The sequence below is a fragment of the Microcoleus sp. A003_D6 genome, from assembly GCF_036702825.1.
Classification (GTDB): Bacteria; Cyanobacteriota; Cyanobacteriia; order Cyanobacteriales; family Microcoleaceae; genus Microcoleus.
Window position 1 is genome coordinate 16,775 of sequence record NZ_JAUBWA010000032.1, and the last position, 26,587, is coordinate 43,361.

General features: G+C 45.4%; 12 protein-coding genes and 1 pseudogene. 4 read left to right on the top strand and 9 right to left on the bottom strand.

Going from position 1 to position 26,587, the window contains the following annotated elements:
* Positions 1-64: 64 nt before the first annotated feature.
* From QUB70_RS11550 to QUB70_RS11560, 3 genes are all read right to left on the bottom strand, one after another.
* On the bottom strand, positions 65-370 hold the full coding sequence (locus QUB70_RS11550; protein ID WP_332980402.1) for a DUF4926 domain-containing protein: 306 nt from the start codon (positions 368-370) through the stop codon (positions 65-67).
* Positions 354-677 carry a DUF2442 domain-containing protein gene (locus tag QUB70_RS11555; RefSeq protein WP_332980403.1) on the bottom strand — a complete coding sequence of 108 codons (324 nt, stop codon included), beginning with the start codon at positions 675-677 and terminating at the stop codon, positions 354-356. Before QUB70_RS11555 ends, QUB70_RS11550 begins: the two co-directional genes overlap by 17 nt.
* A 364-nt stretch (positions 678-1,041) precedes the next feature.
* Entirely contained in the window at positions 1,042-3,501 is a 2,460-nt protein-coding gene (locus tag QUB70_RS11560; RefSeq protein WP_332980431.1) for an EAL domain-containing protein, read from the bottom strand.
* Between the two features lie 365 nt (positions 3,502-3,866).
* Here QUB70_RS11560 and dapB point away from each other — a divergent pair, with 365 nt between their 5' ends.
* The 4 genes from dapB to QUB70_RS11580 all read left to right on the top strand — a co-directional run bounded on the left by dapB (position 3,867) and on the right by QUB70_RS11580 (position 6,400).
* Positions 3,867-4,694, top strand: a complete 828-nt coding sequence (dapB, locus tag QUB70_RS11565; RefSeq protein ID WP_332980404.1) for a 4-hydroxy-tetrahydrodipicolinate reductase — start codon at positions 3,867-3,869, stop codon at positions 4,692-4,694.
* Positions 4,695-4,975: 281 nt separating this feature from the next.
* Positions 4,976-5,686 (top strand): phosphate ABC transporter permease, encoded by a 711-nt coding sequence (locus QUB70_RS11570; protein ID WP_332980405.1) that lies wholly within the window; start codon positions 4,976-4,978, stop codon positions 5,684-5,686.
* A 194-nt stretch (positions 5,687-5,880) separates the two neighbouring features.
* A complete protein-coding gene (locus QUB70_RS11575) occupies positions 5,881-6,117 on the top strand; it encodes a DUF4160 domain-containing protein (protein ID WP_332980407.1) in 237 nt (78 codons plus the stop codon).
* Positions 6,098-6,400: a DUF2442 domain-containing protein gene (locus QUB70_RS11580; RefSeq protein WP_332980408.1), complete on the top strand. Its 303-nt coding sequence runs from the start codon at positions 6,098-6,100 to the stop codon at positions 6,398-6,400. The genes QUB70_RS11575 and QUB70_RS11580 overlap by 20 nt, the downstream gene beginning before the upstream one ends.
* Positions 6,401-6,423: 23 nt before the next feature.
* Here QUB70_RS11580 and QUB70_RS11585 read toward each other — a convergent pair whose 3' ends face one another.
* The 6 genes and pseudogenes from QUB70_RS11585 to QUB70_RS32675 all read right to left on the bottom strand — a co-directional run.
* Positions 6,424-9,564, bottom strand: a complete 3,141-nt coding sequence (locus tag QUB70_RS11585) for an efflux RND transporter permease subunit (RefSeq protein ID WP_332980409.1) — start codon at positions 9,562-9,564, stop codon at positions 6,424-6,426.
* Positions 9,565-9,908: 344 nt separating this feature from the next.
* Positions 9,909-13,046, bottom strand: a complete 3,138-nt coding sequence (locus QUB70_RS11590; RefSeq protein WP_332980411.1) for an efflux RND transporter permease subunit — start codon at positions 13,044-13,046, stop codon at positions 9,909-9,911.
* A 695-nt stretch (positions 13,047-13,741) separates the two neighbouring features.
* A complete protein-coding gene (locus tag QUB70_RS11595; RefSeq protein ID WP_332980412.1) occupies positions 13,742-17,962 on the bottom strand; it encodes a chemotaxis protein CheB in 4,221 nt (1,406 codons plus the stop codon).
* 228 nt (positions 17,963-18,190) lie between these two features.
* Entirely contained in the window at positions 18,191-19,600 is a 1,410-nt protein-coding gene (locus QUB70_RS11600) for an adenylate/guanylate cyclase domain-containing protein (protein ID WP_332980413.1), read from the bottom strand.
* Positions 19,601-20,383: 783 nt separating this feature from the next.
* Positions 20,384-25,759, bottom strand: a complete 5,376-nt coding sequence (locus QUB70_RS11605) for a trifunctional serine/threonine-protein kinase/ATP-binding protein/sensor histidine kinase (protein ID WP_332980432.1) — start codon at positions 25,757-25,759, stop codon at positions 20,384-20,386.
* 200 nt (positions 25,760-25,959) lie between these two features.
* Positions 25,960-26,230: pseudogene (locus QUB70_RS32675) on the bottom strand (transposase); the annotation flags it as partial.
* Positions 26,231-26,587: the final 357 nt, after the last annotated feature.

The window sequence follows — 26,587 nt, forward strand, 5'->3', positions numbered from 1 at the left end:
TATCAAATTTTGTTGTTTAACGTCTTATATGGAAAGATGGTGCGATCGCCCTCACAAAAAATCGCTATCTCCCAGACAAAGAACGCGCAAACTCTAAAACTTGTATCTGACGTTCGTCTGACAAACGTCCAACCATCGCAGCTAATAGCTCAGATACAGACAACCAACGCCTTTCTTTTGACTTCCAAACAACTAAAAACTGCTCGGTAGACAGAGTACACAAAGCTATCGTTTCGCCAGAGCGATCGCTAACTTCTACCTCGTAATTTCCATCATCATAACAATCTACAATTGCCCCTCTAACACCCTGGTGCAAATTAGAGTCAGGCAATGTTACTAACAATTCGACTACATCAAATAATTCTGGCACGATCGCGTTTACCTCCGAACGAATTATGAATAGATTCAATGTATTGCTCAATTTCCTCATCCGTGCAACTGACTCCATTCTGCCAAAGTTCATATTCACTGATATCGATATCTTCATTCCAAACCAGTGCATAACCACCAGGTTCAATTTTAAAATTTCTGAAAAAGCCAGGATTGCTTAACATCGCAAACATCGGATTGTCTAATAACTTAGAGATGTTATATTTCTTGATTTCAAGATTGGCAAACTTGACCATCAAGGTGTTATCGTCAATAGCTTGAGCAGAAACAATGCGCTCAGGTTTCATAAAACAATCACAGTTATTTTAATGGCGGAAGTTTACTAATACCAATTCTCGCCTCCAGAAAGCAACAATGATGAGTGTGGGTTTGTTTGCGCTCACCCTGTATGCACCGGTGCGTCGCTCAAAGATTGTGGATCTTCTTTAAGATTTAAGGGTGGCGACGCACCCTACAGCTACTAAAACTAAAGATTCAATGCCGATCAAAGCATTATACTCACTGTAACTGCGTGAAAATGAGGCGGTGGATGATCTCCAAAGAAAATTTTGATAATTATTCCGTAAAATCGTGCAACTTCTGGTATAAAGCTTTTCTAAACTACGATATGAGGATTATTGTATATGAACCAGGAACAAGAATAACTAATGACTACCATTGCGGATCGGAGGCCATCAAAGCAGTCGCAGCCTCGCTCGGTAACGGCTTAGCAAAAAAATAACCCTGACCGTATTCGCAGCCGATCGACCTCAACTTAGCCAACTGCGCCGCCGTCTCCACACCCTCAGCAATCACATCCATACCCAAAGCGTGAGCCAGCGCTACAATCGTCCGCACGATCGCCACATTCTCCCCCTCGCTTTCGAGCTCCATCCGCCCCACAAACGACTTATCAACCTTCAAAGTATCCGTAGGAAACCGACTTAAATAACTCAACGACGAATAACCAGTGCCAAAATCATCAATTCCCAACTTGACATTTAACACTTTCATCTGCTTCAAAACCGCGATCGCCGACTCCACATCATCCATCACCACACTCTCAGTAATCTCCAACTTCAAACTCTCGGGAGTCAAACCCGTTGCCCTTAAAATAGCCTGAATGCGATCGACCAAATCCGGCTGAGCAAACTGCTTCCCAGATAAATTTACACTCATAATCAAAGGTCGATCGAAATCAAACATTCTCTCCCAAAGCCGCAACTGCCAGCAAGCCTCCTCCAACACCCACTCACCCAGCGGCACAATTGCCCCCGTTTCCTCAGCCACCGGAATAAACTTCACCGGCGAAATCAAACCCCGCAGCGGGTGCTGCCAGCGCACCAAAGCCTCAAACCCAATAATCCTCCCGCTTGCCAAAGATACAAAAGGCTGGTAGTGCAGCAAAAACTCCCCACGCTTGAGAGCCATCCGCAAATCCGTCTCCAACTGCAACCTCTCCACTGCCAAAGCGTGCATCGAAGCATTAAACACCTGATACCTTCCCGTTCCCAAAGCCTTCGCCCGGTACATCGCCGTGTGGGCGTCCCTCAGCAAGTGTTCCGGCTGCTCGCTCACAGTAGCAGCGGGTTCGCCCCCGATGGCAATCCCGATGCTCGCCGTCACAAACACCTCCTGCCCCTTCAACTCAAAAGGCACAATTAAAGCTTGGTGAATTCGAGTGGCCAAATCCACCGCACTAGCAACATCAATCTTCCTCACCAAAATCGCAAAATCGTCGCCCCCCACCCGCGCCACAGTATCTGCGCTGCCCAAACAAGCCCTCAGCCGCAGCACTACGGACATCAGCAGTTCATCCCCCACCAAATGACCCAAAGAATCATTAATTACCTTGAACCTGTCTAAATCCAGAAACAGCACCGCAAACAGATAGCTGCGGCTGCCCTTAGTATTGGCGATCGCCCGCCCCAAGCACTCGACAAACAAATCCCGGTTCGGCAAACCAGTCAGAGTGTCGTGAAAAGCATCGTAAACCTTCCTGTAAGCGCTGACACCCACACCAGTCACCACCAAACCCAAAGCCGGTGACACCAGCGGCACCCACCCACCCCCAAGAAAAATCGCAAAACTAATCCCCAACAGCCCCATCAACGCCGCACCACCAATCAATCCCGCCCTCGCAGGGTGCACAATACGCCAAGCCACAACCCCGCCAACCACCGCCCAAGCACCGTTCCACAAAATTTCCGCCCATTCCGGCCACACCCAAAACAGCGATCGTCCCTGCAAAACCGCACTCAATATTTGGCTGAGCATTTGCGCGTGCAGCAGCACCCCCGGCATTTTCGGACTTTGGCTTTTGGCGGGACTGTAGGGCGTTAGAAACACGTCTCTGGTACTTGGTGCCGTCGTGCCGATCAGCACAATCTTGTCTTTTACCCAACTCGGGTCAATTTCTCCGTTCAACACCTGTTTGATACTGACTTGTCGCGCCACCTGCTTGGCAGAACGGTATTTGAGTAGAATTTGGTAGCCTCTAGCGTCGAGATTTGCATAGCCGCCACTGTCAGATTTGAGAGGCACAAATTCTGCTTTTCCCCAGTTGATTTGGTTGGGATTAACAGGGCTATTTTCCGGATGCACTCGGTCTTTGAGATACAGCAAAGCCACTTGCACAGAAAACGAGAAAGCAGTTTTCTTATCTGCTTGGGAGACTGAAAGCAAATTGCGGCGCACAACGCCGTCAGCATCGAGCACGAAGTCGTTAAAACCAACTCGATCGGGCGGTATCCCCGGAGGCGCAGACACTCCCGGACTATCTGAATCGCTCAATTTGTTTATCGCCACCACATTGGGTGCTTTCAGCCCGGCCAGCAATTCTTGGTGTCCCGGCGCTTGAGGCAAATCCCGGTACAAGTCCAAACCGATAACTTTTGGCCGATACTTTTGCAGTTTTGTCAAGGTTTGAGCGATCGCCTTGTCGGAAATCGGAAATCTCCCCAAAGCTTGAATATCGGCCTCCGAAATTCCCACTACCAGCAGTCGCGGATCGGGGCCGGAATCCGGCTGCAAGCGCACTAACGAGTCAAAACTCCCCAATTCCAAGCTTTGCAGGCCTCCCAACTGCCGAACTCCCATATTCAGCAGCGTTACAGTCGCGCCCGCAAGCATTGCAGGCAAAATCCTGACCCGCCGGCCTTGAGAACTCAGGTCGAAGCCAGTTGCGACAGACAGTACAGAACGAAGATTTCGAGAGAATTTGGCAGTCACAGAAAAAATATGTCGGTGCAAATTAGCTTTGCACAAGTCTGTTCTTACAGAATTGAGCTTAATATGAGATTGAATGTAATTTTTTCAGAAATTGTGCCGCAACCGAGTTTCTTTAAGCTAATAACTCGATTTGGCAAAGTATTTCTCGGATGGGAAACGGGTTTCAGAAGATTGGCCGACAAATTCTGTCTTTAATTCCTTGTTTCCCCAAATTCCCACAAGCGTTAAAATTTAGTCGATCGAAATTTCAGGATATTTTTGAGATTATGGCGAATCAACTTCCGATTCCGGTGATTGTTAACGGTGCGGCAGGCAAAATGGGCCGCGAAGTAATTAAGGCGATCGCCCATGCTAGTGACATGACCTTATTTGGGGCTGTAGACCGCTCTCCTGAGTGCCTCAACGCCGATGCTGGCGAATTAGCCGGATGCGGCCCGTTAGAAGTTCCCGTCACTGACGACTTGCAAGGAATGCTGGTATTGGCTGCTCAGGAAAAGCAGTTAGGGGTAATGGTAGATTTTACGCACCCTTCGTCAGTTTATGAAAACGTGCGATCGGCCATAGCTTACGGCATTCGCCCGGTAGTGGGTACTACCGGATTGAGCAGCAAGCAAATTGAAAACTTAGCTGAATTCGCTGATAAAGCCAGCACTGGCTGTTTGATCGTACCCAATTTCTCGATCGGCATGGTTTTGCTCCAACAGGCCGCCGTCACGGCATCTCAGTATTTTGAACACGTTGAAATTATCGAGCTGCACCACAATCAAAAAGCTGACGCTCCCAGCGGCACGGCGATTCAAACTGCCCAAATGCTAGCAGAAATGGGGAAAACTTTCAATCTGCCTGAAGTTGAGGAAACCGAAAAATTAGCCGGAGCTCGGGGTTCTTTAGCCGATGAAGGGATTCGCATTCACAGCATCCGCTTGCCCGGTTTAATTGCCCACCAAGAGGTAATTTTTGGCGGGCAAGGTCAAGTTTATACTTTACGACACGATACGAGCGATCGAGCTTGTTATATGCCAGGAGTCTTGCTGTCTGTACGCAAAGTGCTTGAATTGCGATCGCTCGTTTACGGCTTGGAAAAGATATTGTAGTCATTAATCATCAGTCATCAGTCATCAGTCATCAGTCATCAGTCATCAGTCATTAGTCATTGGAAAAGATACTGTAGTCATTAGTCAGTAGTCATCAGTCATCAGTCATTAGTCATTAGTCATTGGTAATGTGGAATTAATCTAACTTCTAACTTCTGACTTCTAACTTCTGATTTGTGACTTCAGCATCAATCCGTTAGCTCCGTTCAAACCCTTAATATAATCCGCTGCCGAACAGACCTCCGTTGCATCCGTTACACTCATCCGTTGCCGAACTTCTTATGCTAATTCCCTTAACCAGCGAAACCTTTAAAGAACTGATTCCCGCCGTCGCGACGGGAGCGCAATACAAATATATCTGGGGAAAACCACCCGATTTTTTGAGGCGAATGTTAATCTCAGCGGTAACAGTAGTTTTCGTGCTGGTTGTCTATAACTTCGCCGGTTCCGATGTCGGGCCGCTAGTTTTAATCACCGGATTGATAGCTGGTTTGTACTGGCTGTGGGGGCCAATTTTGTGGGCGAGTTTGCGAAATGCAGAATGCCGCAAATATCAATACTGCGGTTTTTGGCAAGGGCGAGTTTTGGATATTTACATCACAGATGAAGTCACCAGTCAAGAAGAAACAGTCAATCAAAAAGGACAACTCGTAATTGTTGACAACCTAGAACCGCGAATTAATTTAGAAGTTGGCGACAAAACCGGATTTACTACTACACTTAGAGCTCCGTTGCGGAAAGATCACCAAGGAATTGCCCGCGGCCAAGCTGCTTTAATGTTAATTATGTCAAATCAAGAAGATTTGGGCCGAATTGCCAAAGTTTCAGATATTTACATTCCCAGCCGCGATGTATGGGTGAGCGACTATCCTTATTTACGCAGGGATTTGTTTGTAGAAATGAGCCAGCAAATTAAAAAAGGCAGGAAAAAAGGGCGCGAGGGCGATAATCAAAGTAGAGATGTAAAAAGGCGATCGCCGGCTGATTATTAGACCTCTTGCAAAAATCCTTTTAATCAAATTCTGGAACGGGCAAGATGCCCGTTCCACAAGAAAAAAAATTTTGTGGGATGGGCATCTTGCCCGTCCTAGTTATTTTTGCAAGAGGTCTAATTTTTAAAAGTACCCAACATTTAAGAGCGATCGCAAGTTAAACTTAGGAGAAAATTAACTTGCGATAACAGCTAATGCCTACGGTTCTTCAGGTTGGACCCTACAGTTTCATCTTTTTTAGTTCCGATCGAGGCGAACCAGCTCACATTCATGTTAAGCGCGATCGGCAACTTGCCAAATTTTGGATGAATCCTGTATCTCTAGAAAAAAATCGAGGCTTCAAAGAGCATGAATTAAACCAGATTGCTCGTCTTGTAGAGGAATATGAACAAATATTGTTGGAGGCTTGGCATGACTACTTTGGTACTTGAAACAGAACCCCTCGTAATTAAAGTCACGGTGACAGATGAAAAAGTAATTGTGGACTTAGTTGATGGTCGCAGTTTGAGCGTGCCCTTAGCTTGGTATCCCCGTTTGTTGCACGGTTCCCCGGAGGAAAGACATAATTGGCAGCTACTTGGAGATGGTTATGCCATTGAATGGGTTGATTTAGACGAACATATTGGAGTTGAAGGTTTGCTAGCCGGCCGACGCAGCAGTGAAAGTCAACGATCGTTTGAAAATTGGCTAATTAACCGCATAACTAAGGACTAAAGTCCTCGCTACAAACACCTGTTTTAATTTGGGCTAGAAGGTTTAGTTTTTGTACGCCAGAAAAATTCAGACAGCTTCATTTTTGGTTGACCTAGCCGTTTTCGCCACGCTTCCATATAAGTGTAAAATACCGGAGTAAGATACAGCGTTAAAACTTGCGAAAACAGCAATCCACCGACGATCGCAATTCCCAACGGGCGGCGCGATTCGGAACCGCTACCAACTCCGAGGGCGATCGGCAAAGTGCCAATTAAAGCCGCCATCGTGGTCATCATAATCGGACGGAAGCGGACGATGCAGGCTTCGTAAATGGCATCATAGGCGCTTCTGCCTTCTTGGCGCTGTTTCTCGATCGCAAAATCTACCAACATGATACCGTTTTTCTTGACAATTCCCACCAGCAGAATAATCCCGATAAACGAATAGAGATTGAGTTCAACCTGAAAGATTACCAGCGTTAACAGTGCACCAAATCCGGCTGACGGCAAACCTGACAAAATTGTCAGCGGGTGAATGAAATCCTCGTACAAAATGCCGAGAATTAAATAAATCACCACAATAGAAACCACCAACAACCAACCTAAATCGTTAAAAGATTGGTTGAATACCTGTGCTGCACCTTGGAAACTTGTTGTCACTGATGGCGGCAAAACATCCTTTGCAACTTTCTCGATAGCTGCGGTTGCTTGACTCAGCGATGTGCCTGGAAGAGTATCGAAAGAGATTGTAGCAGAGGGCAATCCAGTTAGGTGATTGACTGTTAGCGGCCCGACTGTTTGAGTGACATTTGCGATCGTATTTAACGATATCATTTGTCCGGTGTTCGATCGCACGTAAAGCATCGACAAAGCACTCGGATCGCGCTGAAACTCAGGCTTTAGTTCCATCACAACCGTAAATTGATTGTTCGGGGTATAAATCGTCGAAACCTGTCCGGAACCGTAAGCTGCGCTGAGAGTTTTCTGCACTTGTTGAGCACTAACGCCGACGATTGCTGCTTTGTCGCGATCGACTTTAACCTCAAGTTGAGGCGTGCTCAATTGCAAATCGCTATCCACACCGCGCAATCCCGGTAGCGTTTTGACTTTAGCTAACAATTCAGGCACGGATTGACGCAGCGCTTGCAAGTCTAAACTTTGCACCGTAAACTGATATTGTGAATTCGTTTGTTGACCGCCGATCGGAATCGCAGCAGGAGAGCGTATAAAAGCTTGAATCCCCGGAATTCCGCGCAATTTAGGAGTGAGTTGTTGAATTATTTCGTCGGCACTGAGGCGGCGCTGCGATCGGGGTTTGAGCCTAATTGTAATGCGTCCGTTGTTAGCCGATGCGTTCGGGCCGCTCGCACCTACGGTTGAATTCAACGCTGCGATGTTGGGATTTTTCCGAATGATATCAACGATTTGTTGTTGGTGAAGCAGCATATCTTCAAACGAAATATCTTGCGCTCCTTTAGTGTTAGCCATCAGTTGTCCGGTGTCTTCAGTGGGAATAAAGCCTTTCGGAACTAGAACGAACAGATAAGCCGTCAATACCAGCAGAATTACAGAAACAATCAGCGTCACGAAACGGTATTTCAAAACAGGTTTTAGCGACCCTTCGTATCCTTGCAGCAACAGCTCGAATCCCCGCTCTGAAGCCTGGTAGAAGCGGTTTTGTCGTTGGTGGTGGGACGATTTGAGAAATCGACTGCACAACATCGGCGTCAGGCTCAGAGAAACAAATCCCGAAACCAAAATTGCCACCGAAATAGTCACCGCAAATTCATGAAATAATCTACCGATTAATCCACTCATAAAGATAAGGGGAATAAATACGGCAACCAATGAAAGCGTCATTGATAGAATTGTAAAACCAATTTCTCTCGATCCTTTTAATGCTGCTTCTAGCGGTGCTTCTCCCATTTCTTGATGGCGGACAATATTTTCGAGAACCACGATCGCATCATCCACCACAAACCCCACTGAAAGCATCAGCGCCATCAGAGACAGGTTATCTAACGAGTATCCCAACTGATACATCACCGCAAACGTGCCGATAATCGCTACAGGCAAAGCTAAACTCGGAATTAGCGTCGCTGTGAGGTTCCGCAAAAATATAAAAATTACTAAAACAACCAGACACACCGACAAAACTAAGGAGAACTTCACATCGTCTACAGAAGCCCGAATTGATTGAGAGCGATCGTACATAATTCCCATTTCGATCGATTGGGGAATTTGTTGTTTGAGTGCGGGTAACATTCGCACGATCGAATCGACGATTTCGACAGTATTTCCATCGGGTTGAGGCTGCACTGCCAGCAAGATTGCAGGTTGATTTGTAACATTCTTATCGGTGTACAAATTCAAGACTTTGTTATTCTGCACGTCGTCAATCACGTTTCCTAAATCTTGCAGCCTCACTGCTGCGCCATTTTTGTAAGCAACGATGAGCGATCGATATTCGGCTGCCTTATTTAATTGACCGTTTACCTGAATTAAATAGCTTTTGTTATCGCCAGAAAGGCTTCCGGTTGGCAAGTTTACATTTCCTTGCGTAACTGCGGTTCTCACTTGATCTAATCCGATTCCCCTGGCGGTCAATTCTCGCGGATCGAGTTGAATCCGCACTGCATATTGTTTCTGCCCGTAAACCTGCACTTGCGCCACACCGTCGATCGCAGAAATGGGTTGTGAGATCGTCACTTCTGCGGCTTCATCCACATCTGCAATTGGCAGAGTTTTGGAGTACAAATAAAGGTATAGAACCGGCGCAACTGAAGGGTTAACTTTCCGGTAGCTAGGCGGTTTGGGCATTCCCGATGGCAATGAACCTGCGGCCGCGGCGATCGCAGCTTGTACGTCTTTAGCAGCAGAATTGACGCTGCGGCTGAAGTCGAATTGTAGGGAAATGTTGGCGCTACCGGTGGAACTGGTGGAGTTAAACGAATTGAGGCCAGCTATTTCTGTAAACTGCCTTTCTAGCGGCGCGGCGACTGAGGATGACATTGTTTCGGGGGTTGCACCGGGTAAGCTGGCGGAGACGCTGACAAAGGGATATTCTACGTGCGGCAAGGCGCTAATTGGTAGCAGGAAATAACTCATTAAACCGAAGATTAGAATCCCGATTGTGACTAGGGTAGTCATCACGGGGCGGCGGATAAAGATTTCTGATAGGTTCATAATTATGAAGGAAGAAGGAAGAGGGAAGAAGTTGTAGGGTGTGTCGCCCTCGAAAATACTTAACCAAATATCGATAACCTTATGGCGACGCACCTTATACCAGGTTTACTATCCTAAAAATATCTGCGTTTATCTGTGTTTATCTGCTTGACATCTGCGGTTTATGTATCAATCAAAGACTTATGCAATCTTGTCTCTTTAGTTGGGGATCGATCGCAGGCGACGTACCCTACGATTACTCACGATGAGATAGGTGCGTCGCCCGATCGATTGTGGATATTTAGTTGGGATTTATCGCAGGCGACGCACCCTACGAATATTTGAGAAAGGTTATTTTCCCATCCTCATTTAAAGGAAAAAACTTGCCGAAAATTCACCTCATTGAGCTTTTTCCGCCACGATTCCATGTAAATGTAAAAAACAGGCGTGAGATACAGTGTCAAAACTTGTGAAAACAAAAGTCCGCCGACAACCGCAATTCCTAACGGGCGGCGAGATTCCGAACCCGCACCAACTCCAAGGGCGATCGGCAATGTTCCCATTAGTGCCGCCATCGTGGTCATCATAATCGGCCGAAATCGTACTAAGCAGGCTTCATAGATTGCTTCCGCTGGTTTTTTGCCCTCGTCGCGCTGGGCTTCGATCGCAAAATCCACCATCATAATCCCGTTTTTCTTGACAATCCCTACCAGCAAGATGATGCCGATGAATGAATAAACGTTGAGTTCAACGCCAAACAACATCAGCGTTAATAACGCGCCAAATCCCGCCGAAGGCAATCCAGACAGAATTGTAATTGGATGGATGAAATCTTCGTACAAAATACCGAGAATTAAATAGATTACCAAAATTGCCACGGCCAACAGAAACCCTAAACTCGGCAGCGAACTTTGAAAAACTTGGCTTGCGCCCTTATAATTGGTGGCAATGCTGTCAGGAATTAGCGATTTCACGATTTTGTCGATCGCGCTGTTTGCATTTCCCAGCGCCACCCCAGGCGCGAGGTTGTAGGAAATTGTCGCAGCATTCATCCTACCGACGTGGTTGACAATTAACGGTGCAACTCCCGGAGTGATTTTGGCAAAGGTTGCCAGCGGTACTTGTGTTTTACCGCCAGAAGCGTCACTCGAATCACTGCTTGTTGTCGCGATGTAAAGCTGCATCAAAGCATTGGGATCTTTTTGATACTTTGGTTCTAGTTCCAAAATAACTTGATACTCGTTACTCGCACCGTAAATCGTGGAAACTTGGTAAGCACCGTAAGCATTTCTCAGGGTGTTTTCAATTTGACTGGCAGTAATTCCTAATGCTGAGGCTTTGTCGCGATCGATATCAATTTTGATTTGAGAAGTCATCTGCAAATCGCTATTAACATCCTGAATTTCTGGCATTGCTTTCATTTTGTCAACCAGTTGCGGGACGTACTCCCGCAGTGGTAGAACGTCAGAACTTTGCAGCGCGAGTTGATACAATCCAGTGCTTTGTTGAGTTCCTAATGGAATTGCCGGAGGATTTTGCAAGAAGACTTGAATGCCGGGAATCTCTGCTAGTTGCGATCGCAAATTCTGCACAATTTCATCGGCTCCCATCTGCCGCTGCGAGATCGGTTTCAGCCGGATAAACAAGCTTCCCGAATTTCCGGCAACAGCCGCCCCGCCGCCATTTGCACTCGCTCCTGCCCCGATATTCGAGTTAACTGCTTCCACGTTCGGATCTTCCCGAATCGCGCTAACAACCGCTTGCTGGTGGCGAACTAATTCATCAAAAGAGGCATCTTGTGCAGCTTGAGTAATGCCCGTGATTTGTCCGGTATCTTGGCTGGGAATAAAGCCTTTGGGAACCGCGACGAACAGTCCAACTGTGACAAACACCATTGCGAAGGACAAAATCATCGTGGTGCGGTGATATTTTAAAACTTTCTTGAGGCTCCAATCGTACAAACTCAAAAAGACCTCGAATACATACTCTGAAGCTCGATAAAGCCGACTTTGATTGGCGTGATTTACCGGACGCAAAAAACGGCTGCACAACATCGGTGTCAAGCTTAAAGATACAAAGCCGGAAACCAAAATTGAAACTGCAATCGTCACTGCAAATTCATGAAACAAGCGTCCCAACAACTCGCTCATAAATAACATCGGAATAAACACCGCCACCAACGAAAGCGTCATCGATAAAATGGTAAAACCGATTTCCCTAGACCCGTTTAGCGCCGCCTCTCGCGGGCTTTCTCCTTCTTCTATGTGGCGGACGATGTTTTCGAGCATGACGATCGCATCATCGACCACAAAGCCCACAGAGAGCGTCAGGGCCATCATCGACAAGTTATCTAGCGAGTAGTTGAATAAGTGCATCACCCCAAAGGTTGCGATCAGCGAAACCGGCAGCGCTAAACTGGGAATGACTGTTGCAGACAGATTGCGTAAAAATAAGAAGATTACTAAGATAACTAGGGCGATCGTCAAAACCAGCGTAAACCGGACATCATCCACCGACTCGCGAATCGATTGAGACGCATCGTACATGACGCCAAGTGCGATCGAACTCGGAATCTGAGTTTTTAAGTTGGGTAGCAATTTTTGAATCGTATCTACAACTTCTACAGTATTCGTGCCCGGCTGTCTTTGAATCGTGAGGATAATTGCGCGATCGTTGTTATACCAACTAGCAAGTTGAGTATTTTCTACGCTGTCAATGACTCGCCCTAATTGTTCGAGATAAACAAGCTGTCCATTTTTGTACGTCACGATTAAACGGCGGAATGCAGCAGCATCTTTAAGTTGTCCGTTTGTTTGCACAGTAAAGTTTTTATGGCTACCGGAAAGGCTTCCTGTGGGTAAGTTGACGTTTCCTTGTTCGATCGCAGTTTGCACTCGATCGATGCCAATTTGCCGCGTTGCTAACTGTTGCGGATCGAGTTGAATTCTAGCAGCATATTTTTGAGAACCGTAAATCTGTACTTGCGCCACACCGGCGATTGTCGAAAGCTTTTGCGCTAGATAGGTTTGTGCGTATTTATCAACCTCAGAAAGCGGCAGCGTTGGGGAAGTGAGATAAAGGTAAAGAATCGGCCCGTCGGCGGGATTGACTTTGCTGTAAGTCGGCGGATTTGGCAAATCGTTAGGCATTTGGCCGGATGCCGAGGAAATTGCCGATTCCACATCTTGCGCCGCATCATCAATATTGTGGCTGAGATTGAACTGAAGCGTAATTTGAGTTTTGCCGCTGGTACTTGTGGAAGTCAGCGTATCGAGTCCAGCAATGCTGGAAAATTGCTTTTCTAGCGGGCGCGCCACCGATGCAGCCATCGTTTCGGGGCTAGCGCCGGGGCGGGAAGCGCTGACTTGAATCGTGGGATAATCGACGTTTGGCAAATCGCTAATCGGCAGTAAGCGATAACTCATCCAACCAAAAATTAGAATTGCCGCCATCACCAAGGTGGTCATAATTGGGCGGCGAATAAACGGTTCTGAGAGATTCATTTAGTTACACCTGTTTAAGATTAGAAGAGAATTGCCGTCATTTGATATATTTCGTTTTTTCCTAGTCTCGATCCCCCTAAATCCCCCTTAAGAAGGGGGACTTTGAGCACTTCCGATTCTCCCATTCTTAAGGGGAACTTCGATCGCTTCCGGTTCCCCCCTTCTTAAGGGGGGTTAGGCAGGGTGGTTTTATTGTGGGGAGAAGAAATCTGAAACGACAGAAAGCACCACTCAAAGCTCGCGTCTGGGACGCAACTGTTATATTAATAAAGGTACGTAGTTGGGCTTTAGCCCTCTTTCTATATACGTCTCAAGAGGGCTAAAGCCCAACTACGTACCTATTTCTAGGATGACAATTAATCCACCCTGCTTCTTAAGGGGGGTTAGGGGGGATCTGGCCCTAAGAATGACGATCGCACTTACCCAACAACTCCTGACAAACTCCCTCAAAACACTGCAACACATCAACATTCGTAAACCTGACAACTTGCAGCTTATAAGCTGTCGCGCATTTAAATTGTATATTCAGTATTGTAGGGTGCGTCAGCCCTTTCTCGTTTCCCTTGTAAGGGTAAGTGTTCTAGCTGACGCACCCTACAGGCCTGGAACGGGCAAGATGCCCATTCCACAAGAAAAAAAATTTTGTGGGACGGGCATCTTGCCCGTCCTAGTTATTTTTGCAAGAGGTCTAATATTTAAAATCGTCCTGCTAAACTGGCAACCATTAATGCTAGTTTAACGGGCTTCACAGGCTTGGAAATATGCTCGTTGAAACCAGCTTCGATCGCCATTTGGCGGTGTCGATCGCTCGTATAAGCAGTCAGCGCGACGGCTGGAATTTCTCCTCCGGCTTCCGCAGCAAGGGTTCGCACTTCTCGAATTAAGAAATACCCATCTTCCTCTGGCATTCCGATATCGGAGATTAGCACGTCGTACCTGCCGGGATTCTCAGTCAAAGCATCGATCGCACTTCTGGTAGATCCAACTGCCAAAACCTCCGCCCCGTAGCTTTCGAGCACAAATTTCAATAACTCGCGCGTATCGATCCGATCGTCTACAGCTAAGATGTGCAAGCCTTCGAGAGAGGGGACGATATCGCCAGAGGCGTTTGCAGGCGCAGCCAAAGCAGTTGGCTTTAAATCGATCGCCCCTGTCAACTCTTCAGACAAGTCTCGCAGCGGCAACATCAAAGTAATTGTAGTTCCTTGTCCCTCACCCGGACTTTCGGCTTGCACCGTTCCCCCGTGCAATTCTACCAGATGGCGCACGATCGACAAACCCAATCCCAACCCTTGATTAGCCTTAGTGCTGCTGGAATCGCCTTGATGGAAACGATCGAAAATATACGGCAAAACTTCTGCCCGAATCCCTTTTCCGGTGTCGCTGACTCGAAGTTGAGCGCGATTCTCGATCGACTCCAACGCAACTTCCACTCGCCCCCCGGCTGGAGTAAACTTAATCGCATTAGATAGCAGATTCCACACAACTTGCTGCAAGCGAGCGGCATCGCCTAAAACAGCCGCAGAACAGCACTGCGAAACAATTTGGATGTTTTTGACATCCGCTGATAATTGCACCCCGTCGATCGCATTTTGCACCACTGACACCAGATCGATCGGACTGCTATTAAGAGTCAGCTTGCCGCTCGTAATCCGGGAAATATCCAGCATATCTTCGATTAACTGAGATTGCGCCCTGGCGCTGCGCTCGATCACCTCTAGAGCGCGATTAGCGTCTGCTTCCTTCAGCTTGCCAGAGCGCAGCATTCGCGCCCATCCCAGAATCGGAGTCAGGGGATTGCGGAGCTCGTGGGAGAGATTCGCCAGAAATTCATCTTTGACGCGGTTGGCGGTTTCTGCCTGTTGGCGGGCTGACTGTTCCTGCTGCAATAACTGCGATCGTATTGTCTCAAACTGCTTGCGATCGGTGATATCCTCGATCGACAACAGAATCATTAAAGCTCCATCTTCTCGTTCAAGTTTACAAGCATTTAGCAGCATAGTTTTGGGCCCTATCTGCTCAAATACGTGTTCTAACTCAAAGTTTTGAAGCTGAACATCACTCACCAGAATATCTTCCAATATCGATCGCAATTGGGGGATATTCCACTGCCCGTTGCCTAGCTCAAACAAGGAAAATTTTGCTGTTTCTGACGGTGAAACCTGAAACGTTTTATAGAACGCTCGATTTGCTTTATTCACTCGGAAATCAGCATCAAGCGCGACTAAAGGCGTTGGCACAGTTTCCACGATAGTTTCAGCGTAGTTTCGGGCCTCCTCCAAGGTTTTGGCACTGCGTTTAACAGCATCAATATCGAGCAAAACTATTACCACACCGTCAATCAGGTTTTCCGTGGTGCGGTAAGGACGAATGCGGATGTTGTACCAATATCCCGATAAAGTTTGGACTTCTTGTTCTTGCGTATGGAGAGTATCAATCACCTGCAAAATCATCTGTTCCAAGTCAGGAACGTCAAGAGTCGATCGGATGTCGCTAAAAGGCCGTCCAATATCTGTGGGAATCAGATTAAAAATTCCCTGCGCCGCTGGCGTAAAGCGTCTAATCTGTAAATCGTTTGCCAGCATTAAGATCGGGATATTGATACTAGCAAGCAAATTTGTCAGGTCGTTATTGAGGTGGTGTTGTTCAAAATTTCGACTGCGAAGTTCCTCGTTAGTAGTGGTGAGTTCCTCGTTAGTGGCTTGAATCTCTTCTTTGGCAGTTTCTAGCTCCTCGTTGGTGCTTTGCAATTCCTCGTTGCTCGATAGGATTTCTTCGTTCGCAATTGTGAGGTCTTGGTTGACACTTTCGTGTTCTTGGATCAGCGATTGCAGGTGCGCTTGAGCCGCCGCTTTTTCTTGGTTAGCGGTGGCAAGGGCCTGCCTCAGCAGCGCAATTTTAGGAGCTAAATCACCTTCCTCGAAGCTTTCAGAAGTGAGGGTGGACAAGTCGATCGCCGTGGGTAAAGTCTCTTCAAATAGCACCAAAAAATAGCGTTTTTCAGCGGTGTGCGGCTGGAACGGTATCACCTCAAAATTGACGGTACAGGATCGTCCGCCCCCTAGCACCGATACCCTTTCTTTCCTAACACTCACGTTCTGCATTTGTGCCTGAGAAATCGCGGTGCGAAGCTCAACAATCAAGCCTTCCCTTGCCATCGCCAGCAAGTTTAAGTCGGGCGTTCCGGCTGCCACTCTAAAGTAAGGATCGATGTCTCCCCGCACTTGCAGGATTTTCATCTGCTCGTTGACAATCACACTTGGTGGGGCATAGCGATTCAAAATCAGTTGGTCAGTTTCTCGGTGTAAGTCAAAGCTATTTATCAAGTTTTCTTCATTCCCTCTCTGCTGTTGAGCAGCTTTAGGGATGAGATAGGAACTCGGCGTAAACGAAAAAGTGGGACGAGTCCCCGTCAACTTTTTAGCATAAATTTTAGACTTTTTATGGACTACCGTAAATAATGATGAAAATTTTCCGGTACTCTCAGAAGTTCCTAACAGCAGAAAGCCAGTTGGGTTAAGACTGTAATTAAAAATCGGCATCACTTTTTTTTGCAATGATTCTCCCAAGTAGATCAGCACATTGCGACAGCTAACTAAATCGAGATTGGAAAAAGGCGGGTCGCTACCTAAGTCTTGTCGGGCAAATACACACATTTCGCGGATAGCTTTGCAGATTCTATAACTACCTCCTACTTCGGCGCGAATAAAGAAGCGTTGACGGCGCTCTGGTGAAACATCTACCATCTGGTTTTCTGAGTAGGAGCCAGACCTCGCTTTGCCGATCGCCCCTTCGCTGATATCTGTGGCAAAAATCTGGATCGGCGGCGGAATCACTCGATCGCCCAAAAACTCTAACAAACAAATGGCGATCGAATAAACTTCTTCACCTGTGGAACATCCCGCCACCCAGATCCGAATCGGAGCTTCTGCCGATTTATTTTGGGTAATCGTGGGAAAAACCACCTCTTTTAGCTTGTCAAATACTTCGGGATCGCGGAAGAAACTGGTAACGTGGATCAGGATTTCTTCATACAAAGCTTTGATTTCAGCCGAATTTTGTTGCAGGTTTTGGGCGTAATCATCCAAGCTTTCCAGCTTGTACAACACCATCCGCCGCTGGATGCGTCGAGCGATCGTGGTGGGTTTGTAGTGGCTAAAATCAACGCCTGTGTTCGATTTCAGCAGCGCAAAAATAGTGGCCAGGGCATCTCCCTGTTCGGGCAATTCCTCAACTGTTGTCAGGGGAAGCGGCCGAGTCATAAAAGAACTGCGACTGTAGTTTCCGAGTTCCTCGGCAATTTTTTCCGGTGGCAGAACAAAATCGACATTTCCTGTAGCAACAGCGGTATTAGGCATACTATCGACTTTTGCCGTGCCTTGACATTGAGCAAAACTCATGCCTCCGGCTGCTTTGATTGCCTTGAGCCCCAGTGAACCGTCTCCGTCTCCCCCGGATAATACTACGGCGATGGCTTTGTGTCCGCGATCGACTGCCAATGACGTAAAAAACGCATCTCCCGGCATATATTTGCCATAAATCTTCTCGCGGGGAGATAGTTGCAGCACGCCTTGAGATACCACCATTTTGGTGTTGGGCGGAATGACGTAGACTTGATTCGGCTCTACAGCCATGCCGTCTGTTACCTGAGTAACAGGCATTTGCGTCGTTCTGGCGAGAATCTCGCTGAGCAGACTTTTGTGATCGGGGGCTAAATGCTGAATCAGCACAAACGCCATACCCGTATCTACTGGCAAATGGCTGAGCAACCCCGTAAATGCTTCCAGCCCTCCTGCTGAGGCGGCAATCCCCACAATCGGAAAGGGGGCCTCGATTGTGGCTAATTGTTCGCTGTCGAGGGCGGCTGGTGCGATCGATTCGGCTGTATTTTCTGGAGATAATTGATTAGAAGTCATGTTTTAAATCCTGTACCGCAGCTATTTCGCAGCAAATGTATCTGTTGAGTGCGCGGCTGAGTAATTCGGACTATTCTGATTAGAACTTAACTTGGTACAATTACGCAAGTAGCTTAAGGATGAGGTGTAGCTTGGGAGCGATCGAATTAGGGCGATCGAAGAACTGTATCGGCTGTTGCGGAAATTGCCACGATAAGCAGGAAATAACCAGTATATTTGCTTACCTTATTAGCTTTTTTCAGCGACCTGTTCAGCAGACAGCGCAATTACAGATTCTGTATTAATTATAGCAGTAAAAGCGATTTGTGCGCCTTGTATCCCTTTTAAATCTTCAACTCGTCTTTGAATTTCGGAGACTCCAGCAGCTTTTAATGCAGTTAAAAATCCCTGGTCATGATAAACATCTTCGGAAAACGAAACTTCGTCACTTTTAGAAAGATTTTGAATGCGGGCGGCTTTGTTGACTGTGGAGCCAAAATAGTCGATCGAATTATTAAGATTTACGAGCAAAGCCGTCCCTCGGTGAATGCCAATTCTGACTTGAATCCACTCTGCTTGTTTCCGAGTTGAGTTGTACTCCTTGAAACTAGCCACAGCAGCGGCTGCCGCCATAATTGCTTGTTCGTTGCTGATAAAGGAAGCCATAACGGCATCGCCGATGGTTTTAATTACCTTACCGCCACATTTCTCGATCGACTCAAAGAAAATTTCAAAATGGTCGCGCACAATATTGTAAGCTTTAGTATCTCCCAGCGTTTCGTACATTCTGGTAGAACCGGTAATATCAGTAAACATAATAGTAATCGCCCGAATCTTGACTCGCTCTCTTTCCGATATTACTCGATCGCCAAACAAACGCTTGTAATCCGGGTGATGAAGCAGTTGCATTCCTGACAGCCGCAGGGGCAGTTGTTCTAATGTCAATTCATCGGGCAATACATCGGAATGCAAAATCAGCCCAGACAAATTGTGTTCGGTATTAGTTAGTTCTATTTTAACTTTTCCCGGACGCACTTTCAGCTCTTTTTTGTCAAAATCTTTGCCCGCTAACTGCTTGAGTTGAATTTCTTGGATGTCTGCTGTTTCTTCGCCTTCAACCTGTAAAATCCCTTTAGCTAAAGTGAGGGGACAGCAGTAGCGATATCGACCGTTTTCTAAGGTGACAGTCTCGGATTCGGTGCAGTAGAGAGGCGTTACCAGTTGCAGTTTGTTCTGGAGTACCGGAGGCGGAGAGCACACGGGCCGCAGTTGCGGGTCTTCGATTTCTTTGTTGAGGGAAAAAGTAACTTCGACGCGATCGAGCAAATCAATTTTAAACTCGCGATCGCACATCGGGCAAAAAGACATTTCTGATGTGTCTGCCAAATCCTTAAATTCCTCTGCTATCATGCCGCAATGGGGACAGTGAATATCCCAGTGCAAGTCGAAGACGCCGGCGTTTACTCCGTGCAGAAATTCCGAAGTAATTCTTTTAACATTCTTGACAGTATCGCCTGCTACGTAGTAAGGGTTAATTCTCAATCTCTGCAAAATGTGGGAACCGGTTAACCAGTTTTCAATTTGGTCGATCGTTCCTTTGCTACAATTGGGACGTTTTTTGAGTTCTTCTAATTTTTCTTTCAAAAGTTCGATGTTCATTATCAGCTTGCCTTTGAGCGTCAGCGCAAGAAATTTCTAAGCATTATGTTGTATAATTTGCTCGTCTGGTTCGTTCTTGCCTGAGAATTTTGATGAGTTTGCCCCTGTGCGGATGTCCCTGATGTTATAAATCTTAACAAATTAGCAGGCGAAAGGCGATGTTTCTTCAGGAAGAGCGATCGCTTGCATCAGTTAAAAGGGCGATCGTTGCATCTGTCTACAGAAAGATTTTTTATGATTGCGAAGGCTCTCTGGAACTTACACTAATATTTTTACCTAATTAAAGAAGCAAGCTAATACGCGAACTCGAAAGTTATTAAAGTTAGAAAAGCCATATCCTTGTCGCACAATCAACTTAGGATCGCGAATTAAATAACTTACAATTTTAATTGTTATACCAATTTTAATTGTTATTGTGAGATGGGCGTCCCGCCCAACCCCTACTCCCCACTTTCAAGAGTGTAAGTTATTTAATTCTCATTCCATATATTTTCCGAAAATCTTCCTTTATATCATACGCAATTCTCAAGCATTCTGATTTTTTGCACAAATTTAATAGAATAAGCTGTTGTGCATTTAAATTGTATATTTCGAGTCCCGAGCAAAAATCGTCAAATCCTCTCCCCCCTCTCCCCTTCTCCCCCTCTCCCTCTCTAATACCATAGGCAATCTAGATGCAACACAGCTTAAGATTCCATTTTTAGTAAGAATTGGAACCTAAATTGTAAGGTGGGGTGTAAACAACTTTCAATTTTCCATAAAAATCCAAAAACTGGCTATAAATTACCAAGCTAACGATCCACATGGAATTGAAATCGTAAATTCTGTACCTCGACCTAAAGTTGAACTCACTTCTAGCATACCAGAGTGTTTCTCGATTACAATCTGCCGTGCGATCGCCAATCCCAATCCCGTGCCTTTTCCCACACTTTTTGTAGTAAATAGATGATCGAAAATACGGCGTTTTACTGCTTCTGGCATCCCTAAACCATTGTCTCGAATGTAGATAGCAAGCTGGTTGGAATTAGTCAATAATTCAGTTTTGATAGTTATTTCTTGCGGATTCGCTTTCAGTTCTGCAAAAGAACGAGTTTGTGCCATTTCATCAAACATATCGATCGCATTCGCCAGAATATTCATAAACACCTGATTTAACTGACCGGGAAAACACTCAATTGAGGGGATGTTATTATATTCTTTAAAAATCTGAATTTCCGGCCGTTCATCCGAGGCTTTGAGGCGATGTTTGAGAATCATGAGCGTGCTATCGATACCATCCTGAATATTGAAAGGTACTTTGTAATCCTTGTCGGCGCGGGAGAATGTCCGAAGGCTGGTGCTGATGTTTTTGATGCGATCGCATCCCACCTGCATTGAACCAATGATTTTTGGGAAATCTTCTAGAATATAATCTAAATCTATCTCTTCTGCATGGTTTTCAATATCAGTAACAGAGGCTTTTGAATAATGTAACTTTAGGTGTTCTATCAAGTCGCTTAAATTTTTTTCAGCTTCCGTTAAATTGCCAGCAATAAAACCAACTGGATTGTTAATTTCGTGCGCTACTCCAGCGACTAGATTACCTAAAGCTGACATTTTCTCGCTTTGCACAATTTGTAATTGAGTTTGTTCTAGTTCTTGAGCATAGTTTTGCGCCTGTTGATACAGTCGAGCGTTGACTAAGGAAATGGCAGCTTGAGTGCAGAGAAAATTGATCGCAAGAATGCGATCGCTCGTAAACACCCCCGCCGTCGCTTCATTGTGCAAGTACAGAATACCTACTAAATCTCCTCTATCGATAATCGGCAGACACAAAACACTTTTGGGCTGACATTGACGTAGATAATCATCAATTACAGGTAAATCGGTTTTCAAGTTATCGATCGCTACCACTTCTCGCGCGTTCTTAACGTACTGAATCAGTTTAAGGGGAACATTAGGGTTATTATCTAAAGAGTCCGATCGTAACTCGGTCATTGCCGGTGTAGCGATCGCTTTCACTTGCCATTGGTTTCGCTCTGCAAAGAGCAATACACATCGGTTAGCACCAGAATTTTGGAGAATAATTTGAGTCAGTTGTTGGAGTAACTCATCTAGTTGAATAGTGCTAGAAATGGCTTGAGCGGCTTTGAGAACTGAAGAAAAGTCGATCGCATCAGAAACAGTATTACCCCCAGAAGAGTGAGTGGATGTACGAACAGAAATGCTACTTGTTGTGGCAAAACTTTCTAAAGGATTGAGGCTGAGTGTTTGTTGATAGAGGATGGGCTGAAGTAGTTGAGGATAGCGCTGTTCCAAATCGTAAATTTTGGCTTTCGCACCCCAACGGGTGTAGCAGTAATACGCTTCCTGCATATAGCCAGCGGCGACTTTTTCTTTACCCCAATTGAGGTAGAATTTGGCAGCGAGTTCGTTGGCGAGGGCTTCCTCTTGGATGTAGTCGTTTTCTTTGGCTAGGGCGATCGCCTTGTCATATAGCTCAATGGCTTCTATCTTCTGTCCCAAAACTCGGAATTTTTCTGCTTCTACCAACTGCCACTTATGCAAAAAATTCATGGGGGCGTGTTCTGCCCAATTTTGCAATTTAGCTTGATTTTCTTGGACTCGTTGCAGTAGTTCCTCTCGTTCTAACCCCTGTATATCTGACAACACTGCAAGCTGAGTCAGTGAATCATAAAAATGGAATACCGTAATTTTGAAAGACCCAGGTGCTGCCGCCAAGTATTGTTTGGTGGAATCTGCTACGTCTTTAGCATATTCCCATTTTTGAAAAAGGTAACAAAGAATCAGCTTGCTGATATAAAGCACAGCAAGCTCGTACAAATCATCTACTTTTTGCTGTGACAGTATCATTTCTTCGTCATACACTGTCCCCTGAATCTGCCAAGGATATTCGCACTGACCCAGTAAATTTAAAACTGATTGGTGAAAAATTTTGACATAATTGTGCGCTACTTGTTTAAGCTGTCCCAACGCTTGATTGTACGCCATCATCTCCTGTTGCAAAACCGAGAGTTCTTTACCGGAGAAAAAGGACAAATAGCAGTAATTCCAAGCACAGTAGCCAGCATATTCCAGCGCTCCGTTTTCTAAACCGCTATGGTATCCTTCAACTAGAGGCTTCAGAGAAGCCTGAATGTGATATTTCCAGGGTTTTACAAATGGATATAGTAAGTTGTAAGTGCTGGCTTTAAATTCATTACTTTTGAACCGCAACAATAGTGCTAGCGCCAGTTCCCCGGCATGATTACCCTCATCAATCGCGCCCATCACACCACACAAAATCACCCCGTACCAGGCATAAGCCGATGCCGACACTGCTGCATTTCCATACTGCACTGATAGTTGCACTTGTTTAAATACAACCAACGGCAAAAGGGCGGGAACTGCTACATAGACACCCGCTGTCATCGATGCCAAAATTCGGATTGCTGCCATTGCTTCCCGGTCTACCATTTCTGGCAGTTCCAATAATGTTTGCAGTTGTTTTCCTGCTAGCATCGTCTGGGTTTCTTGCAAACTTTGAGCAATATCTATTTGTGTGGGTTCCTTTGGAAACGCCACGCCCAATAACTCCAGCACGGAGAGGGCGGTTTTAATGGCTTCTAACTGGTGACTCTGAGCCACATCCGCCAAAATTTTGACTTCGTAAACTTTCACTTTGTCTAACAATTTCCGTGCCTGTTGGAACACTGCATCCACAAAATGTTCCATTTGTTGGAAATCACCACTTAGACAGGAAACTTCTGCGGCTAATTCGTACAGTCCTAAAGTCAGTTTGTAGCTTTGTTGCCAACCATCACTAGGTAACAATTGAATGCCTGTGGTTAAATACTCCATTGCTGCCCGATAAGCGGTTGACGATTTTACCTTTTGTGCCGCAGCTAGGTTGAGTGTTGCCAGTTCGAGGCGATCGCCTAGTGATGCGATCGCCTCTGCACCCTGGTTTAATTGATTGACAATCTCTAAGAGTTTTTCCTCTCTTTCTGCTAGGGGAGTTGCCTTCAATAATTGCTGTCCAATTTTTAAGTGAGTCGGCTGTTTTCGAGTCTCAGGAATCAGAGAATAAGCCGCTTGTTGAACGCGATCGTGGAGAAATTTATAATTAACTGTTTGCTCTACCTTTTGATTAATATTTTCTTGCTTCTGCCCTAGATAAAACTTGTAAACTTGACTTTGAGGTATAATAAATCCTTCCTGTAGTGCTTTCCACAAGTTGGCTGCTGTTTCTGACTGAGACTTTTCATAAACGATCGCCAACGTATTCAAATCAAACTGATTCCCAATACAAGCCGCCAACTTCAACACATCCTGCGTTTCTATGGAAAGTTTCTGCAATTGCTGCGCCATAAACTCCACCACATCATCCGTCTGTGCCGCTTCACGCACCTTGGCGATGTCACATTGCCAATATCTTACCTCTGTCTCGAAACTAATCAACCCATCCTGATGTAATGCCTTGAGAAACTGGGTAGCAAAAAAAGGATTTCCTTTGGTTTTTTGATAGACCAATTCCGTCAGCGGTTGTGCTAGTTCTGCCGCACAATTTAGTGTATCTGCCACCAATTTATTCAAACTTTCCTGACTCAATGGCGCAAGGGTCATCGTATTCACCGTCGCCCCGGCTTTTTTCACTTCATCCAACGTCAACATCAACGGATGCACGGGAGATACTTCGTTATCTCGATAAGCGCCAATCGCCAGTAAATAACCAGCTTGTGATTCAGCTATCAGCAACTTCATTAAATTCAATGATGCCGAATCTGCCCATTGCAAGTCATCTAAAAACATCACTAAAGGATGTTCTGGATTAGTAAATACTTGAATGAATTTTGGGAACAGCAAATTAAATCGATTCTGTGCCGCTGCACCGGATAGTTCGAGTGCAGCAGGTTGTTTGCCAATAATTTGTTCTAGTTCGGGGATAACTTCAATAATTACTTGCCCATTATCTCCTAAAGCTGACAGAAGTTTTGTCTTCCATTTTTCTAATTGGCTATCCGATTCCGAGAGTAGTTGTCCCATCAAATCGCGGAATGCTTGCACAAAAGCACTGAAAGGAATATTGCGATTGAATTGGTCAAACTTACCTTTGATGAAATAACCCCGTTGCCTAACAATGGGCTTATGCACTTCGTTGACGACTACGGTTTTTCCTATTCCAGAAAACCCTGCTACTAACATTAACTCGGATGTGCCATTAGCAACGCGATCGAAGGCTTCTAGTAAAGTCTTAACTTCTATTTCTCTGCCGTAAAGTTTTTCGGGAATCAGGAAGCGATCGCTCAAATCCCTCTCTCCCAAAACAAAATCTCGAATTTCCCCTGTTTCCTGCCATTGCTGCCAACATTTATCTAAATCGTGTTTCAACCCTGCTGCACTTTGATAGCGATCTTCGGCATTTTTAGCCATTAATTTTTTTACTATTTCTGCTATAACTGTCGGAATTTCTGGCTGTAATTCCTGTATATTAGGCGGTTGCACGGCTAAATGACAGTGGATTAATTCTAATGGATCGTCGCTTTCAAACGGCAATTGTCCCGTTAGCATTTCGTAAAACGTCACACCCAACCCATAAAAGTCACTGCGATAGTCAATTCCTCTATTCATCCGCCCAGTTTGTTCTGGGGAAATGTAAGCTAGAGTTCCTTCTAAAACATTTGGGTTTTGAATTTCTTGAGTTTCTCGTGGCAGTAATGAAGAAATACTGAAATCTGTAATTTTTATTTCTTGAGTATTGGGGTTAATCAGAATATTTCCCGGTTTGATGTCTTTATGAATAATGCGTTCTTGGTGCAGACATTGTAAAATATTAGCTAACTTGCCAGCAATCTTTAAGAATTGGTGAATTGCCAATTGTTCGCTTTGTTTGCTGAGATATTCTTCTAAAGATATTCCTCCAAAATCTTCCATGCTCAAGATGTAACGGTTTTGAGCGAATTCTAAGTTATATATTTTAACTATTCCAGCTATATTTAAGTTTTGACCGAGGGCATATTGATTCCTAAATTGGATTAGCTCGCTAAAAGTAGGATAGTCTTTTTGTAACAACTTTAGCACTACGGGAGATTGACTATCAATGGGGAGGGCGCGATAGACAGCGGTGCGAGTGCCGGAGTATAGTTGTTCGACGATCCGATAGCCGGGAATTTGGCGCATGAATTTAATTAAAGTCAATGATTTGATAATTGTAAATAATTATAACCTGAAAAAATCGCTCGATAAGTCGTAAATATTACATATTTAGGAAATACAGGAGATTCCACGCTTATAAAGTACACCCGCCTATCGTTCGATCCCCTCCCAGGACACGGCGAAAGCCTTTGTCCCTACACTTCATAAACCTGGAATAGGCTGTATTATAGCAACCGTTTTCGTCGGCCCCGGACGCAATGCGATCTACGGCCTCGATCGCCAAAACGCAAACAATCAAACTGATCTGTAAGTTTACGAATTCGACTTTTTAGCCAAGACCAGCATTGTTCAATGCAAGTTGAAATGTGGAGAGTACGGCGGTAAATATAACAGTCTACATCCTACACTTTGAATCTATTCCTGAATTCAACCACCTTTATGAAACGTGGCATTATCCATCACCACCACCTGTCCTGTCACAAGTGTTGGAAGTAAACTTGTTTCTAGCCAAATTTCAAAACTGTTCGATAACACGCTCCAAGGACTGTAAAAGGGGCGATAAATTTTTGGTTACAAAAAGCATTCGCTATCGTATTTACCTAGCCTCGCGTCGCCCCGATTGCAGTGCATGGAAGCGTTGGCCTCGTTCATTCCAAGCATAATCATATTAGACCTCTTGCAAAAATAACTAGGACGGGCTCTCCGGCCCATCCCACAAAATTTTTTTTCTTGTGGAATGGGCCGGAGAGCCCGTTCCAGAATTTGATTAAAAGGATTTTTGCAAGAGGTCTAATCATATTGATAAGCTGTTGCGGCATTTAAATTGTCTGTCAAAAAACAATCAAACTTTTG

Excerpts from the sequence above, each read along its gene's own strand:
- QUB70_RS11605 (WP_332980432.1), bottom strand. The coding sequence starts at position 25,759 with ATGCGCCAAATTCCCGGCTATCGGATCGTCGAACAACTATACTCCGGC.
- QUB70_RS11585 (WP_332980409.1), bottom strand. The coding sequence starts at position 9,564 with ATGAACCTATCAGAAATCTTTATCCGCCGCCCCGTGATGACTACCCTA.
- dapB (WP_332980404.1), top strand. The coding sequence starts at position 3,867 with ATGGCGAATCAACTTCCGATTCCGGTGATTGTTAACGGTGCGGCAGGC.
- QUB70_RS11570 (WP_332980405.1), top strand. The coding sequence starts at position 4,976 with ATGCTAATTCCCTTAACCAGCGAAACCTTTAAAGAACTGATTCCCGCC.
- QUB70_RS11560 (WP_332980431.1), bottom strand. The coding sequence starts at position 3,501 with ATGCTTGCGGGCGCGACTGTAACGCTGCTGAATATGGGAGTTCGGCAG.
- QUB70_RS11555 (WP_332980403.1), bottom strand. The coding sequence starts at position 677 with ATGAAACCTGAGCGCATTGTTTCTGCTCAAGCTATTGACGATAACACC.
- QUB70_RS11600 (WP_332980413.1), bottom strand. The coding sequence starts at position 19,600 with ATGAACATCGAACTTTTGAAAGAAAAATTAGAAGAACTCAAAAAACGT.
- QUB70_RS11575 (WP_332980407.1), top strand. The coding sequence starts at position 5,881 with ATGCCTACGGTTCTTCAGGTTGGACCCTACAGTTTCATCTTTTTTAGT.
- QUB70_RS11580 (WP_332980408.1), top strand. The coding sequence starts at position 6,098 with ATGACTACTTTGGTACTTGAAACAGAACCCCTCGTAATTAAAGTCACG.
- QUB70_RS11595 (WP_332980412.1), bottom strand. The coding sequence starts at position 17,962 with ATGACTTCTAATCAATTATCTCCAGAAAATACAGCCGAATCGATCGCA.
- QUB70_RS11590 (WP_332980411.1), bottom strand. The coding sequence starts at position 13,046 with ATGAATCTCTCAGAACCGTTTATTCGCCGCCCAATTATGACCACCTTG.